At 72.2% G+C, this 15,638-nt stretch carries 9 protein-coding genes; 6 read left to right on the top strand and 3 right to left on the bottom strand.

The window, feature by feature from the left end; all coding sequences use genetic code 11:
• The first annotated feature begins 383 nt into the window (after positions 1–383).
• Positions 384–2,390: a ricin-type beta-trefoil lectin domain protein gene (locus tag AQJ84_RS21555; RefSeq protein WP_030043891.1), complete on the top strand. Its 2,007-nt coding sequence runs from the start codon at positions 384–386 to the stop codon at positions 2,388–2,390.
• Positions 2,391–2,426: 36 nt separating this feature from the next.
• On the opposite strand, the gene AQJ84_RS21550 is transcribed toward AQJ84_RS21555, so the two are convergent.
• The 3 genes from AQJ84_RS21550 to AQJ84_RS21540 form a co-directional block, all read right to left on the bottom strand.
• Positions 2,427–3,683 carry an arsenic transporter gene (locus tag AQJ84_RS21550; RefSeq protein WP_198536271.1) on the bottom strand — a complete coding sequence of 419 codons (1,257 nt, stop codon included), beginning with the start codon at positions 3,681–3,683 and terminating at the stop codon, positions 2,427–2,429.
• A gap of 128 nt (positions 3,684–3,811) precedes the next feature.
• Positions 3,812–4,390, bottom strand: coding sequence for a DUF4232 domain-containing protein (locus AQJ84_RS21545; RefSeq protein ID WP_030043889.1), 579 nt, complete (start codon positions 4,388–4,390; stop codon positions 3,812–3,814).
• A gap of 145 nt (positions 4,391–4,535) precedes the next feature.
• Positions 4,536–6,923 (bottom strand): SpoIIE family protein phosphatase, encoded by a 2,388-nt coding sequence (locus AQJ84_RS21540; RefSeq protein WP_053190466.1) that lies wholly within the window; start codon positions 6,921–6,923, stop codon positions 4,536–4,538.
• A 266-nt stretch (positions 6,924–7,189) separates the two neighbouring features.
• Here AQJ84_RS21540 and AQJ84_RS21535 point away from each other — a divergent pair, with 266 nt between their 5' ends.
• From AQJ84_RS21535 to AQJ84_RS21515, 5 genes are all read left to right on the top strand, one after another.
• Positions 7,190–10,285 carry a glycoside hydrolase family 2 TIM barrel-domain containing protein gene (locus AQJ84_RS21535; RefSeq protein WP_030045788.1) on the top strand — a complete coding sequence of 1,032 codons (3,096 nt, stop codon included), beginning with the start codon at positions 7,190–7,192 and terminating at the stop codon, positions 10,283–10,285.
• 147 nt (positions 10,286–10,432) lie between these two features.
• On the top strand, positions 10,433–12,676 hold the full coding sequence (locus AQJ84_RS21530) for a glycoside hydrolase family 9 protein (RefSeq protein WP_053190468.1): 2,244 nt from the start codon (positions 10,433–10,435) through the stop codon (positions 12,674–12,676).
• A 192-nt stretch (positions 12,677–12,868) separates the two neighbouring features.
• Positions 12,869–13,114 (top strand): hypothetical protein, encoded by a 246-nt coding sequence (locus AQJ84_RS21525; RefSeq protein ID WP_030045792.1) that lies wholly within the window; start codon positions 12,869–12,871, stop codon positions 13,112–13,114.
• A gap of 3 nt (positions 13,115–13,117) precedes the next feature.
• The gene (locus AQJ84_RS21520; protein WP_053190470.1) at positions 13,118–13,495 is read left to right on the top strand and encodes a toxin Doc; all 378 of its coding nucleotides are present in this window, start codon (positions 13,118–13,120) and stop codon (positions 13,493–13,495) included.
• A gap of 512 nt (positions 13,496–14,007) precedes the next feature.
• Positions 14,008–15,627 (top strand): RICIN domain-containing protein, encoded by a 1,620-nt coding sequence (locus AQJ84_RS21515; RefSeq protein ID WP_059198852.1) that lies wholly within the window; start codon positions 14,008–14,010, stop codon positions 15,625–15,627.
• Positions 15,628–15,638 lie beyond the last annotated feature (11 nt).

The following is a 15,638-nucleotide window of genomic DNA, read 5'->3' as shown; positions in this document are numbered from 1 at the left end:
TTGGCCGGAAGTCACCGCCGGGCCAAGTGAATACCGTTACCATTTACGGTGCCGAAAGTGCGGCGTACGCAAAGCGGTCGTAAAGGCGCCGACCTTGACCGTTCGTCAAATACTCTCGGTGGTCACGCAATGCACAAAACCCAGGGGTCCCTTGTTACATCTCGATGACCTGTGCAAAGGTGTGCCTTGTCGGCGCACGGACAATGACGCTCTCCGGTGCGCACGAGGCCACTCCTGTACGCTCCCCACGCTTCAAAAGAGCTGCCCTTGGCGGGCGTTCGAGATGCCGACACCGGTGCGGATGGACCCCGGCGCTTCGTCGGCGGCACCGCATACCCCTTGGTATGGACTTTATGCTGCACGCCCTCGGGAGGAATGCCGCCGTGAATGACGCAGGCCTGTCGAATTCCCCGACTCCTGCTCGTCCCTCCGACGCCACGGACGAGCAACTGAGCGCCGAGCTCAGGAAGTGGAGTGGGGCGACACCCGCGCTCCAGCCCGTCGGTGAACTCCTCGACCGGCACTGGGAAGCGGCTTTCGCCTACGCACGGCTGTGCACGGACGGCGCTCGCCCGGCGGGAATGCTCACGACCGCCGCTTTCACCCGGCTCTTCGGAGAGACGCTGCGGCACAACGGGCCGACGTCCGCCTGGCGCCCCCGGCTTCTCGTCACCGTGCGCCGCATCGCGGCGGAGTGGGACACCGACCGCCGACGCGAGCTGCTGCACCCGGAGTTGCGGACCGAGGCCGGCGGTGGGGAGCGTGCCGCCGCCCGGCTGCTGCCGCCGGCCGACCGCCGCCTGCTGTCCGGCGCCTTCCAGCGGCTGCCCCAGACGGCCCGCTGCGTGCTGTGGCACACCGAGGTCGAGGCCGAACCGCTCGGCGTACCGGCCGCACTGCTGGGCCTGCAGGAGGAGGACGCCCGCGTCGAACTGGGGCGGGCCCGCGAGCGCCTGCGTGAGGAGTGCCTCCAGGTCCACCGCGAACTCGCCCCGGAGCAGGAGTGCCGCCACTACCTCCGGCTGCTCGACGTGACCTACCGGCGCGGCGGTGCCGACATCGACACCGATCTGCGCGGGCACCTGGAGCGCTGCAAGCACTGCCGGTACACCGCCGACCAGTTGCACCAGTTCAACCAGGGCCTGGGCGAGGCCCTGGCCGAGGCGGTCCTCGGCTGGGCGGCCCACGCCTATGTGGAGGCACGCGCACGCGCGCAGGACGTTCCCGACGACACGGAGAGGGAGGCGGAGGCCCTGGCCCAGCGCCCGCCCTTCGTGGGGGAGTCCTTCATGCCGGCGACGGAAGCCGCCCCGGCCCCGGCCGCCCAGGGCGACGCCGCCGCCCCCGCGACCGTGGCCTTCGACGCCTTCGAGACGCCCGCTCGAGCGACCCCGGCGCCCCCGGCCGGCCCCGGCCCGGACCCCTCGACCGTCCCCGGCGCCCCGTCCCGTCCCTCCGCACCACCGGCCGGTCCCCGTACCGCCTCCCGGCGTTCCGCCCACAAGGCCGCCCGTCGCGCGGCCCGACGCAACCTGGGCGCCGCCGTCCTGACCGTGAGCGGCCTGGTCGTCCTTCCCCTGGTCCTGTGGTCCTCCCTCGGCACCTCCGACGGCACCGGCCAGGCCGACGAAGACCGCACCTCGGGGGCGCCCGACGCCGACCCGGGCAGCGCGACCGCCGACCCGTCCTGGGCCGGTGCCGCCGACGCCGAGCAGGGAACCCTGCGCGGCCGACTGCACAACGTGGCGTCCGGGCTGTGCGTGGGTGTCGTCGGCGAGAAGGCCGTCGAGGGCGCGGAGACCGAGCTCACCGACTGCTCCTCGGAGGCCGCCCAGCAGTGGCGGTACGAGCCGGACGGGCTGCTGCGCAACGCGGACGCCCCCGACCTGTGCCTGGACTCCCACCTCGGCTACTCGGTGCGGCTGGCCCCGTGCCGGGGCACGGCCGAGACGGACGGCAAGGACGTCCGCTACGACTTCACCCTCCAGGGCATCCTGGTGCCGCGCTGGGACCAGGACCTGGCCCTGACCCCCGCCGCCACCGACGGAGGCGGCTCGCTGGTCCTGAAGTCCCGCGACGACGCCCCCGCCCAGCGCTGGGTGATCGACACCTCGAAGACCGACCTCCAGATGGAGGTCGTCAACTGGGGCGCGGACAGCAGGCCCGTCGACACCCCGCAGCCCGCGCCCGAGCCCTCGAAGACGCCGACTCCGAAGAAGGCCTCGCCCACGCCGTCCGCGACACCCTCGTCCCCCGAGGCCTCGCCCACGCCGACGCCCTCGTACCCCTACCCCGCGGACGGGCCCTGCTACTACAACCCGTACTACTGCTCGGGGGGCGGCCAGAACGGCGGCTGGGGAGGCTACGGGCCCGGCCCCGGCGGGCGCTGACCGACGCCCCGGCCTCCGCTCTCGGGGCCGGCCCGGTCAGGCCCCGACGACCTGGAGCGAGGCCCACAGGGCGACCACGGCGGACACCAGCGCGGCCGGTGTGGCGAGCAGGCCCAGCCGGGTGAACTCCTGCAACCGGACGTCGTGTCCCTGCTCGTGCGCGATGCGCCGCCACAGCAGCGTGGCCAGCGAACCGGCGTACGTCAGGTTGGGCCCGATGTTCACGCCGAGCAGCACGGCGAGGACGGCGCCGGGCCCGGCGGCGGCGGTCAGCGGCAGCAGGACCAGCACCGCGGGCAGGTTGTTGATCAGGTTCGCCAGGACGGCGGCCAGCACGGCGAGGCCGAGCAGCGCGAGCAGGCCCGTCCCGTCGGGCAGCGCCTGCCGCAGCGCGTCGGCGAGGCCGTTGTCGACCACCGCGCGCACCACGACACCGAGCGCGAGCACGAACGCCAGGAACCCCGGCGCCGCCGCCCGCACCACGTTGAGCGGCCCGGCCTTGCGCCTCAGGAGCGCCCGGCCGGCCAGCACCAGCGCCCCCGCCAGCGCGGCCCAGGCCGGTTCGACGCCGAGGGCGGAGGTCACCACGAACCCGGCCAGCGTGCAGGCGACGGTGACCAGCGCGAACACCGGCAGCTCGGGTGCCTCGGCGGTGTCGGGGGTGTGGACCACCTCCGACAGGTCGGCCTCGAAGAAGCGCCGGAAGACCGCGTACTCGGCGACGATCGCGACCAGCCAGGGCAGCGTCATCAGCGCCGCGAACCGGGTGAAGCTCAGCCCGCTCGCGGTGAACGCCAGCAGGTTGGTGAGGTTGGAGACGGGCAGCAGCAGCGAGGCCGTGTTGGACAGGTGCGCGCACGCGTAGACGTGCGGCCTGGCCCGGACACCCATGCGGGCGGCGGTGGCGAACACCACCGGCGTCAGCAGCACGACGGTGGCGTCCAGACTGAGCACGGCCGTGATCGTCGAGGCCAGGACGAACACCCCGGTCAGCAGCCGCCCGGGTGACCCGGCCGCCCGGCGGGCGAGCCATGCCCCGCATGCCTGGAAGAGACCCTCGACGTCACAGAAGTGGGCGAGCACCAGTACCGCGGCGAGGAATCCGACCACCGGGCCGAGCCGCTCGGCCTCCGCCCGCGCGTGCTCCAGGGAGATCGCCCCGGTGGCGATGGCCACTCCCGCCGCGGGAACCGCCATCACCGCCTCCGGCCAGCCGAAGGGGCGCACTACCGCCCAGGCGAGGACGGCGACGAGCAGGATGACGGACAGGGCTTCGGCGAGCGGGGCGTTCAGGGCTTGATCCTTCAATGCTTGACCAAATGGGGCCGGGCCATCAAACCAGGCGATGGTAAGAGGCCGCCGCCTGGGTCCGGGTGCCCGCCCGCGGCCCGCCGGGCCCTGGTGCTGCCCGCTTCACCGGCTCAGGGAGCCGTGCCGGGGGAGAAGGCGGTCAGGAACACCGTGGAGGCGTTGCCGGACACGGGTACCCGCCCGGCCGTCCAGGCGACCTTGAGCGGTTCCCGTTCGCCCGGCGGGGTCACCAGCAGCGATGCCGGTGTGGCGGACCGTGCCCCGCTGACCTCCGGGTGGGAGAACGTCAGCCCGGCCCAGGCGCTCGCCCCGGGCGCCAGCGTGACCGTCACGGGAGTGGCGGGGGAGCGCCTCGGGTCCGGCCCGAGCTGCTTGCCGGACGCGTCGAGGAAGGCGGCGCCGGGGTAGCCGCGCACGGTGCAGCCGCGGCCGGAGGTGTTGGTCAGGACGATCGGGAAGTTCCACTGCCCGGCTCCCGGGTCGTTGCGCCCGACAAAGGCGCGCAGCTGCGAGGTGTGACAGCGGGGGCTCACGGAAGGCGACGGGTTCTCGGCCGCGGGCGTACCTGCCACCCTCTGCGCGGTGCCCCCCGTGCCGTCTTCGCCGCCGCATGCGGTCAGCAGGCCGAGCGCGGCGGCCGCGCTCGCGAGCAGTGCCGCCCGTCGCACACCCTGGGACGTGTTCGCCATGTCCGTCCACACTCCCGGAAGCTCGCACGCGGGTATCCCGTCACCCGGGTATCCCGTCACACGAGGTGAACACGCCGGTGCCCCCGGGACACCGCAGGCCCCGGACACCGCGGGCCCCGGGACACCGCGGGCGCCGGGGCCCGGCTCACTCCTCGTCGACGAGCGAGATCTCCGACCAGATGGTCTTGCCGTCGGTGGTGTGCCGGCTGCCCCAGCGCTGGGTGAGCTGGGCCACCAGCAGCAGACCGCGGCCTCCCTCGTCCCAGGTCTTGGCGCGGCGCAGATGCGGAGCCGTGTGGTTGGTGTCCGAGACCTCGCAGATCAGGGTGGTCTCGTCGTGGATCAGCCGGAGCCTGATGGGGCGGGCGCCGTACCGGATGGCGTTGGTGACGAGCTCGCTGACCACCAGCTCGGCGGTGAACGTCACCTCGCTCAGGTCCCAGCGGGCGAGCTGGGCGACGACCTGCTTGCGGATCGGCGCGACGAGTGCCGGGTCGGCAGGGATGTCCCAGGTGGCGACCTGGGAGGCGGGCAGCCCCCGGGTGCGGGCCAGCAGCAGCGCCACGTCGTCCAGCGCGCCGCCCGGCGGGAGCAGGCCGTGCAGGACCCGGTCGCAGGTCTCCTCCAGCGATCCGGAGGGCGCCGCGAGGGCGTCGCGGAGCAGCGCGTGGCTGGCGTCGACGTCCCGGTCGCGGGTCTCGATCAGCCCGTCGGTGTAGAGCGACAGCACGGTGCCCTCGGCCAGTTCGAGCTCCGCGCACTCGAACGGCAGCCCGCCCAGACCCAGCGGCGGCCCCGGCGGCAGGTCGACCTCCCGGGGCGGCCCGCCCGGCGGCAGCATGACCGGTGCCGGATGCCCGGCCCGGGCCAGGGTGCAGCGCCGCGACACCGGGTCGTACACCGCGTACAGGCAGGTGGCGCCGACCTCGCCGGGGCTGCCGTCGCCGCCGGCCTCCGCGGACAGCCGTACGACGAGGTCGTCGAGGTGGGTCAGCAGCTCGTCCGGGGCCAGGTCGATGTCGGCGAGGGTGCGGACGGCGGTGCGCAGCCGGCCCATCGTGGCCGAGGCCTGGATGCCGTGGCCGACGACGTCCCCGACGACCATCGCGACCCGCATCCCGGACAGTGGGATCACGTCGAACCAGTCGCCGCCCACACCGCCCGCGCGGGCGGCCGGCAGATAACGCGAGGCGGCTTCCACGGCGGCGGTGCTCGGCAGCGAGCGGGGCAGCAGACTGCGCTGCAGGGCGAGGGCGGTCTCCCGCTCGCGGGAGTAGCGGCGGGCGTTGTCGATGCAGACGGCCGCCCTGGCCGTGACCTCCTCGGCCAGCAGGACGTCGTCCGGCGTGAACGAGTCAGGACGCCGAAACCGGGTCAGCACGGCGACGCCGAGGGTCTGGCCGCGGGCCTGGATCGGCACGGACATCGTGGAGTGGATGCCGTACTCCCTGACCCGGTCCGCGCGCACCGGGTCCCAGGCCAGCCACTCGACGAGGTCGCGGGTCTCCGTCGACGCCACGATGGTGTGGCCGGCCTCCAGGGAGTCGGCCTGGGGGGAGGGGGTGGGGTAGACCTCGAGCTGGCCCGGCTTGGCCACCGCCTCAGGGCTGCCCGGGTTCACGGACCGGTGGGCCGCCCGGCGCAGCCGCACCGGGGCGGTCGGCCGGCCGGTGAAGGGCTCACCCCCGGCCTCCGGCGGGTCCAGCAGGTCGACACTGACGAAGTCGGCGAGGGCGGGGACGAAGACGTCCGCCAGCTCCTGGGCCGTCCGGGTGACGTCGAGGGTGGTGCCGATGCGGACGCTGGCCTCGTTGACGAGTTGGAGCCGCTCCTGGGCCTGGTACTGGTCGGTGAAGTCGTGCGCGGCCACGCACACCCCCCGCACGCGTCCTTTGACGTCGGTGATCGGGGCCACCCGGGCCAGCCAGGCGTTCATCCGGCCGTCCCCGCCGATCGGCACGTACGTGCGCACGTCGTGGCCCCGGCCGGTGGCGAGCACCCGGTGCAGGTGCTGCTCGATGTCGTCGCTCTGCGGGCGGCCGCTCATCTCGGGCACCCGCAGCCCCCGCACCCGCTCCTCGGGCAGTCCGAGGACCTCGGCCATGGCGCTGTTCATCCGCCGTAGCCGCAGCCGCTCGTCGTAGATCGCCACGGCGCACGGTGACTGGACGAGCTCGGCCCGGTCGAGCGGGTCGTCGGGCGCGTGCGGGCCGTCGCCGGTCAGCGGGGTGACCACCAGCCAGTGGCGGGAGCCGTCCGCCGCGTGTTTGTGGTGGGCGAGCAGCCAGACGGCCACCGTCGAGCCGTTGCGGTGACGCAGGGTGAGGGTGCCGTCCCAGCGAGCCCGCTCGGGCATCCGCACGGCGTCCTGGCCGGTGCTGACCAGCAGGTCCGTCGCCGGGCGGCCCACGACCTCGACGGCCGGCCAGCCGAGCAGCAGGCGCGCGCCCTCGTTCCACTCGACCAGCGTGCCCGCGTCGTCGATGACAGCCCGCGCTGTCGCGGCATCGTCGAACGGATACACCGGACTCATCGTCGCCACTCCATCGCGGACACTCACAGTGAACAGGCGCGCCACATCGTTCCCAGCCTAGTGGGTCGCGCTCTCGCGCGGACCGGAACCCCTGTGCGGGCGGGATCTGCCGGAAAGCGGTGGTCAAGGGGGAAATCCGGCCGATGTGACGCCTGGGGCGGAAGCGGCTCACCGCACCCTTGACGGGTTCGCGTGGCATCACGTCAGAATCTGTTTGTTCACGATCAGTTGTGAGTACTTCTGGGCCCTGATGAGGGAGAGCCGTCATGACGGTCACTCGCAGATCGCTTCTGCTCGCCTCCGCCGCCGCTCCGGCGACCGGAGCGCTCCTGGGCACCTCGGCGGCGTCGGCCGCCGAGGCCTCCGGGGCCGCGTCCGGCCGCCGCACGGTCGCGCTGCGCGACGGCTGGCGCTTCGCGCTGGTCAACCCGGGCGGGATCACGGATCCGACCGGTGAGTACGCCGATGCCGCCGCCCCGGGGTACGACGACTCGGCGTGGCGCGAGGTGGCGGTGCCGCACGACTGGAGCATCGAGCTGGCGCCGACCACGCAGCACGGCACCACCAGCGGGACCGGGTTCTTCCCCGGCGGCCTGGGCTGGTACCGCCTCGCCTTCACGCTGCCGCCCGCCCTGGCCGGCAAGCGGATATCGGTGGAGTTCGACGGCGTCTACATGGACTCCCACGTCTACTGCAACGGCACCGAGGTGGGCCGTCACCCCTACGGCTACACCGGGTTCGCCTTCGACGTCACCGACCTGCTGCACACCGACGGCGACACCGAGAACGTGATCGCGGTCAAGGTGCACAACCGGCTCCCCAGCAGCCGCTGGTACTCGGGCAGCGGCATCTACCGCGAGGCCCGCCTGGTGGTCACGGAACCGGTGCGGGTGGCGCGCTGGGGCACGTACGTCACCACACCGGACATCACCGACGAGCGGGCGCTCGTCCGGGTACGAACCTCCGTGCTGAACGGGACCGGCACCGCGAGCGAGGTCGAGGTCCGCTCGCGGATCAGAAACCCGGCGGGCCGTACGGTGGCCCGTACGGCCACCACGGTCGGCGTCGAGACCGAGGCGACCGAGACCCACGAACTCACCGTCCCCAGACCCGAGTTCTGGGACTTCGCCGCCCCTCACCGCTACACCCTGGAGACCGAACTGCGGGTCGGCGGCAAGACCGTCGACACCTACCGCACCCCCTTCGGCATCCGCACCTTCCGCCTCGACCCCGACGAGGGCTTCCACCTCAACGGCGGCTACGCCAAGCTCAAGGGCGTCGACCTGCACCACGATCTGGGCGCGCTCGGCGCCGCCGTCAGCATCGACGCGATCCGCAGACAGATGACCATCATGAAGTCGATGGGCGTCAACGCCTTCCGCACCTCCCACAACCCGCCCTCCCCGGAGATGATCGAGGTCTGCGAGGAGCTGGGCATCGTGATGATGGTGGAGGCCTTCGACTGCTGGAAGAGCCCCAAGACCCGCTACGACTACGGTCGGTTCTTCGACGAGTGGGCCCACCGGGACATCACCGAGATGGTGCTGGCCGCCCGCAACTCGCCGGCCGTCGTCATGTGGTCGATCGGCAACGAGATCTCCGAGTTCACCTCGACCTCCGGCCTCGCCATGGCCGACCGGCTGATCGCCGCGGTCAAGGCGTCGGACGACACCCGCCCGGTCGTGATCGGCTCCCACCGGCACCGCACGGTGCCCGCCGAGGGCTCCCCGGGCGACCTGATCCTCGCCAAGATCGACGGCCTCGGCCTCAACTACAACACCGCCAAGTCGGTGGACGCCCTGCACGCCCGCTACCCGCACCTGTTCCTCTTCGAGTCCGAGTCGTCCTCGGAGACCTCCACCCGAGGCGCCTACCAGGAGCCGGAGCGCCTCAACACCGGCGAGAACCACACGCCTGGCCGGCGGGCGACCTCGTCGTACGACAACAACCTCGCCTCCTGGACCATGAGCGGCGAGTACGGCCACAAGAAGGACCGGGACCGCAAGTGGTTCACCGGTGAGTTCCTGTGGTCGGGCATCGACTACATCGGGGAACCCACGCCCTACGACGTCTTCCCGGTGAAGGCGTCCTTCTTCGGCGCGGTCGACACCGCCGGCTTCCCGAAGGACATGTACTACCTGTTCCAGAGCCAGTGGACGCACGAGCCCATGGTCCATCTGCTGCCGATGACCTGGAACCACGAGGAGGGCGACACCGTCGAGGTGTGGGCGTACTCCAACGTCGCCACCGTCGAGCTGTTCCTCAACGGCAGGTCCCTCGGCACCCGGAACTTCGACACGAAGAAGACCACCGACGGCCGTGCCTACCTGGAGACCACGGAAGCCACCGGCGACGACAAGACCTTCATCGACGGCCCCTATCCGGGCAGTTACACCAGCCCGAACGGCAGCGCGGGCAAACTCCACCTGACCTGGAAGGTGCCCTACCGGCCGGGCGAGTTGAAGGCGGTGGCACGCAGGGGCGGCAAGGTGGTCGCCACCGACGTCCTGCGCACCGCCGGGAAACCGCACGCCGTACGGCTCACCGCCGACCGCAAGTCCCTTCCCGCCGACGGCCGTTCACTGCTCTTCGTCACCGCTGACATCGTCGACGCCCGCGGGGTGGTGGTGCCCGACGCCGAGCACCTGATCTCCTTCACCGTGCGCGGCGGCTCACTCGCCGGGCTCGACAACGGACGCGAGGAGAGCGCCGAGCGCTACCAGGCGAGCACCCGCACGGCCTTCAACGGCAAGGCCCTCGCGATCGTGCGGTCCGGCACCGAACCGGGCGCCCTGAAGGTCACCGCCCGCGTGGCGGGCCTTCGGCCGGACACCGCCACCGTGCGCACCACGCACGCCCGGTCGGCGGCCACCACCCCGGCGTCCGCCTTCGAGCCCGACCACCCGGCGCCCCCGAACCACCCCCACGCCGACGCCAGTTACTCCGGGCGCCCCGACACGCTGCCCGCCGCGATGCTCGACGGCGACCCGGCCACCGGCTGGTCCAACGCCTTCAGCAAGGCGGCCACCGCCCTGCTGCCCGCGTTCAGCGGCGCCCGGGCCGAGGACTGGGTCTGCGTGGACTTCGGACGGACCCGCACCTTCGCGCGGGCGGAGGTCTCCTTCACCCTGGGCGCGGCCCACAGCCTGCCCGCCTCCGTGGAGGCCGAGGTGTGGGACGGCGACCGGTATCTGCCCGTGGAGGGAGCGTCCGTCGACTGGGGCACGGCCTCGGACGAACCGACGGTCATCACCTTCGACGCCGCCCGCGGCTCCCGGCTGCGCCTCACGCTGACCAGCGCCCATCCCGGCGAAGCCCGGGGAGGGATACGCATCAGCAGGCTGGAGGTGCCGGCCGGCTGAACCGGTGACATCACGGCCCGGACGGGAAACCAGTCCCGTCCGGACCGTTGACGGGGTGTCATGCCTGGAACAAACATGGCCTGCGTCCGCTTCTGGGAGCGCTCCCACGACGAGCGTCACCCCGCACCTCCCCCGAGGAGCCCAGACGTGAAACGACGCAGAACCGCCTTGCTGTCCCTGACCGCCCTGGTGGCGACGGCACTCGTGGGCCTCCCCGCCCCCGGCGCCGCCGCCGACGAGGTCGAGCAGCTGGAGAACGGCACCTTCGACACCACCACCGCCCCCTGGTGGGCGTCCAGCAACGTCACCGCCGGTCTGTCCGAGGGGCAGCTGTGCGCGGACGTGCCGGGCGGCACCGCCAACCGCTGGGACGCCGCGGTCGGCCAGAACGACCTCACCCTGGTCAAGGGCGAGTCGTACAAGCTCTCCTTCACCGCCAACGGCACGCCCGACGGACACGTCGTGCGCGCGATCGTCGGCCTGTCGGTCGCGCCGTACGACACCTACTTCGAGGTGACCCCGCAGCTCAGCGTGTCGGGGAACTCCTACTCCTACACGTTCACCTCGCCCGTCGACACCGCTCAGGGCCAGGTCGGCTTCCAACTCGGCGGCAGCGCCGACCCGTTCCGCTTCTGTATGGACGACGTGTCGCTGCTGGGCGGGGTCCCGCCCGAGGTCTACGAGCCCGACACCGGGCCCCGGGTGCGGGTCAACCAGGTCGCCTATCTGCCCGCCGGCCCGAAGAACGCCACGCTGGTCACCGACGCGAGTGCGAAACTGCCCTGGCAGCTCAAGAACTCCGGCGGCGCGGTGGTCGCCCACGGGACGACCGTGCCGCGCGGCACCGACGCCTCCTCCGGACAGAACGTCCACTCGATCGACTTCGGCGCCTACAAGAAGCGGGGCACCGGCCTCACCCTGGTCGCCGACGGCGAGACCAGCCACCCCTTCGACATCGGTACGGGCGCCTACGAGAAGCTGCGCCTGGACGCCGTGAAGTACTACTACCCCCAGCGCAGCGGCATCGCGATCCGCGACGACCTGCGTCCGGGCTACGGCCGCGCGGCCGGACACGTCGACGTGGCGCCCAACCAGGGCGACTCGAACGTGCCCTGTCAGCCCGGCGTCTGCGACTACACGCTCGACGTCACCGGCGGCTGGTACGACGCCGGCGACCACGGCAAGTACGTCGTCAACGGCGGCATCTCCACCTGGGAGCTGCTGAGCACCTACGAACGGTCCCGCATCGCCCGCACCGGGCAGCCGGCCAAGCTGGGCGACGGCTCCCTCGCCATCCCGGAGAGCGGCAACAAGGTGCCGGACATCCTCGACGAGGTCCGCTGGGAGCTCGACTTCCTGCTGAAGATGCAGGTGCCGGAAGGACAGCCACTGGCCGGCATGGCCCACCACAAGGTGCACGACGAGCAGTGGACCGGCCTGCCGTTGCTGCCCGGTGAGGACCCGCAGAAGCGCGAACTGCACCCGCCGAGCACCCAGGCCACCCTGAACCTGGCGGCGACGGCCGCGCAGGCGGCGCGCCTGTACCGGCCCTACGACAAGGCGTTCGCGGCGAAGGCCCTCGCGGCCGCCCGCAAGGCCTGGACGGCGGCCCGGGCGCACCCCGCGATGTACGCCGACCCGAACGACGGCATCGGCGGCGGTGCCTACGCCGACTCCGACGCCACCGACGAGTTCTACTGGGCGGCCGCCGAGCTGTACCTGACCACGGGGGAGAAGGCGTTCGCGGACCACGTCCTCGCCTCGCCCGTGCACACGGCCGACATCTTCGGCCCGCTCGGCTACGACTGGGCCAGGACGGCCGCGGCGGCCCGCCTCGACCTCGCGACGGTGCCGAGCGGACTGCCCGGCCGCGACAAGGTGCGCCAGTCGGTGATCAAGGGCGCGGACCGCTATCTGACCACCCTGAAAGCTCAGCCGTACGGCATGCCCTACGCCCCCGCCGACAACCTCTACGACTGGGGCTCCAACCACCAGATCCTGCACAACGCGGTCGTCATCGCCACCGCGTACGACATCAGCGGCGCCGCGAAGTACCGGGACGGGGCCGTCCAGAGCATGGACTACGTCTTCGGACGCAACGCGCTGAACATGTCGTACGTGACCGGCTACGGCGAGGTCGCCGCCCACAACCAGCACAGCCGCTGGTACGCCCGCCAGCTCGACCCGAGCCTGCCGGCCCCGCCCGACGGGACCCTCGCGGGCGGACCGAACTCGAGCATCCAGGACCCCTTCGCGCAGGGCAAACTCCAGGGCTGCGTCGGCCAGTTCTGCTACATCGACGACATCCAGTCGTGGTCGACGAACGAGCACACCATCAACTGGAACTCGGCCCTGACCCGGATGGCCTCCTTCGTGGCGGACCAGGAGTAGCCGCCGGGCCAAGCGGTAGCGGGGGCTCCATGAGCGCGGTCATGGAGCCCCTCACCGGCCGTGGTCCAAGACGATTCCGGTTTCTCGCCCGGCGGGTGCCTGGCCCGGCTTCCCGGTGCCGTCGGTACCACACAGTAGTGTGCTTGACCTGCGGGTATTTACGCATAAGTACCCTCGCGGTACCGTAGGGGCATGCCAGCTCTCAACGTGGAGTTCAGCGACCGCGAGCTAGAGGACCTGCGGCAGATCGCCAAGGAGCGCGGTACGTCCATGAAGGCCCTCGTCCGGGAGGCGGCCGCCGCCGACATCGCCCGGCACCGTGCGCTGCAGGAGGGCGCGGAGGCGTTCCGCCGCTTCTTCGCGTCCCATGCCGACGAGTTCGCCGAGGCCTTCCCGGACGACGAGTCGCCGGTCAAGAGCGAGGGGCGGGTCGCCTGACCCATGGTCGCTGTCGTCCATATCGACGTGCCCTGGCTGCTCCAGCGGCACGAAGAGGTTTTGCCCGACCAGCCCACGATCAACGACTTCTCCGCCCTGGTCGCCGCCGTCGCCCGGCACCGCGTCGACCCGCCGCGCCTGGGCGTGGACTCCGACCCGGCCTGGCGGGCCGCCGCGCTGCTGCACACCCTGGCCCTGCTGAAGCCGCTGCCGTCGGCCAACGCCCGCTTCGCCTGCGCGACGGCGGTGGCGTACATGTTCGTCAGCGGCGTCGGCATGGACCCGCCGTACGGCGCGCTCGTGGACCTCGCCCGTGACCTGATCTCCGGCAAGACGGACGTGTACGGCGCGGCCGACCGGCTGCGCTCCTGGCAGATCTGACGCTCCCCGGGGCGTCGCACCCCCCCCCGCCCACCCCGGGGCCGCCGGCCGAGGGCGGAGGAACGGGGCCGGCGGCCTGCTGCGCGCAGGAGAGCCGCAGTCCTGCGCGGGGCCTCCGAGGAAAGGCCGGTTCCAGTGCACTGCTCGGAGGTGTGCGCAGGAAGAGTGCGTACCGCTTCGGCGTGTGCGCGTGATTCACACGGGGCGCATGCGGGGAGCGAAAGGCGATACGAACCCCGGAGAGTCGCCCGGGCCCGCGGCCGAATCTGACTTTCCTTCAATGATGTGGATGTTGCCCGGGCGCCTTGTTGGTCGTGAGTGACTTGTGCAAGGGTGAACAACCGGTGTGGGGGGTAAGGGCCGGCCCGCATTCACCCCGTGGGGAACCGGGGCGGACGAAGTCGGTGAATTCACACTCCCCACGCCCACGCCCGAAAGGTACGCGCCGGTCCGGGCTCCTTTCCGGCAACCAGAACTTCTGTGTTCCACGCGCGTGGGAAGGAACCCGCTCAGTGCCCACCCCCCACCCCCCTCGTCCCGCCTACCCCCCGCCCGGCGGGGTTCCCGAGGAATCGGACGAAAGCCTCGGCGTCGCGTTGAGAGGCCGGCCGGATGTCGAGGTCGGCCAGTCTGTGGCGCTGCTCATGACGCGGCACTGGCAGCCCGCCCACGAGTACGCGGCGATCTGCGTCGACGGCCCGGGGGAGACCGCCTCCATGGTCACCGCCGCGGCCTTCCACCAGGTCCTCGACCGCCTCACCCTCGGCGAGCCCGCCGTGGCGCTGCGTCCGCGCTTACTCGTGACCGTACGGGACCTGACCAGACAGTGGGCGGCCGAGGACCGGATATCCGGGCTGCTGCCCGAGTTGGGGAAACCCTCCGGGGGCCGCGGTATGCGCGCGGCCAAGTCGATGACGCCCGAACATCGCAAGTTGGCGGAGCGTTCATTCCACGCCCTTCCCGGACTCGCCCGGTGTTTGCTGTGGCACGTCGAGGTGGAGGCGGAGGGTATTGGAGTCCCCGCAGCTCTCCTGGGCCTGGACACCGACACCGCGTCGGCGGCTCTCGAACAGGCGCGTGAAAAACTCCGCGAGGGTTGTGTACTCGCCCATCGGGAACTCGCGCCGACCAAGGATTGCCGCTTCTACAACCGACTCCTCGATGTGCCGATTCGCCGGGGCGGGGCCCTGCTGCCGGATGTCCAGCAGCATCTGGGGGAGTGCCGCTTCTGCCGAAACGCCGCGGAACAACTGAGCCATTTCGAGGGCGGTCTGGGAGCACTGCTCGCCGAGGCGGTGCTCGGCTGGGGTGCCGGGAGCTATCTCGAGACCCGGCCGGGCCGCAGCCAGGAGTCGTCCGACACCCGCGGCTCCGCCCGGCACGGCGGCGGACGCCGGCGGCTGCTGCCGGGGCCTTCCGCCGCGGGCCGCCGCATGCCCCGCGGCCTGCGCTCCTCACGAACGCTTCTGACCGGCGCGGGCCTGGCCTCCGCCGGACTCCTCGCGACCGTGCTGGTGGCCGGTCTGTCGGGTGAGGACGGCGTCGACCCCGCCGCCTCCACCAGCGCCAACGGCGGCGTGGGCGCTGCGCCGGGAGCCGGTTCGCAGGCCCCGCCGGGCGCCTCCTCCGGCACCGCTCAGCTCCCCACCGCGCCGGGGCGCACCACGCTGCGCAACATCGACGCCGACCTGTGCCTCGCCGTCGAGGGCGAACCGAGGTCCGGGGCCGGGACCGAACTGGCGGCCTGCTCGTCCGCGCCCGCCCAGCAGTGGTCGTACGAGAGCGACGGGCTGCTGCGCAGCGTGGCGGACCCCGACCTCTGCCTGGACTCGCACGCCGACGCCGGGGTGGTCGTCCTCGGTACCTGCGCCGGCGAGAAGACGAAGCGCGCCGACGACGTGCGCTACGACCTCACCGTGCAGGGCGAGTTGCTGCCCCGCTGGGACGAGCAGCTCGCGCTCGCCGCCACCTCCGGCGACCCCGGTGCCGACATCGTGGTCAAGGTCCGCGACGGCTCCGCCGAGCAGCGCTGGCTGGCCGGTCCGGCCTCGACGGCCACTCCCGGCTCGCTGTCGGTCACCGGGACGAAGACCCCCGGCGCCCGGCCGGCGGAACTGTCCGACCGGACCTAGGGGGTGTAAAC

The sequence above is a fragment of the Streptomyces resistomycificus genome (assembly GCF_001514265.1).
In the GTDB taxonomy this organism is placed as follows: domain Bacteria; phylum Actinomycetota; class Actinomycetes; order Streptomycetales; family Streptomycetaceae; genus Streptomyces; species Streptomyces resistomycificus.
This window is presented reverse-complemented; position numbering and strand designations above follow the sequence as displayed.

Bases quoted from the DNA above. Each gene is read 5' to 3' on its own strand.
- AQJ84_RS21525 (WP_030045792.1), top strand. From the start codon at position 12,869: ATGCCAGCTCTCAACGTGGAGTTCAGCGACCGCGAGCTAGAGGACCTG.
- AQJ84_RS21520 (WP_053190470.1), top strand. From the start codon at position 13,118: ATGGTCGCTGTCGTCCATATCGACGTGCCCTGGCTGCTCCAGCGGCAC.
- AQJ84_RS21545 (WP_030043889.1), bottom strand. From the start codon at position 4,390: ATGGCGAACACGTCCCAGGGTGTGCGACGGGCGGCACTGCTCGCGAGC.
- AQJ84_RS21540 (WP_053190466.1), bottom strand. From the start codon at position 6,923: ATGAGTCCGGTGTATCCGTTCGACGATGCCGCGACAGCGCGGGCTGTC.
- AQJ84_RS21535 (WP_030045788.1), top strand. From the start codon at position 7,190: ATGACGGTCACTCGCAGATCGCTTCTGCTCGCCTCCGCCGCCGCTCCG.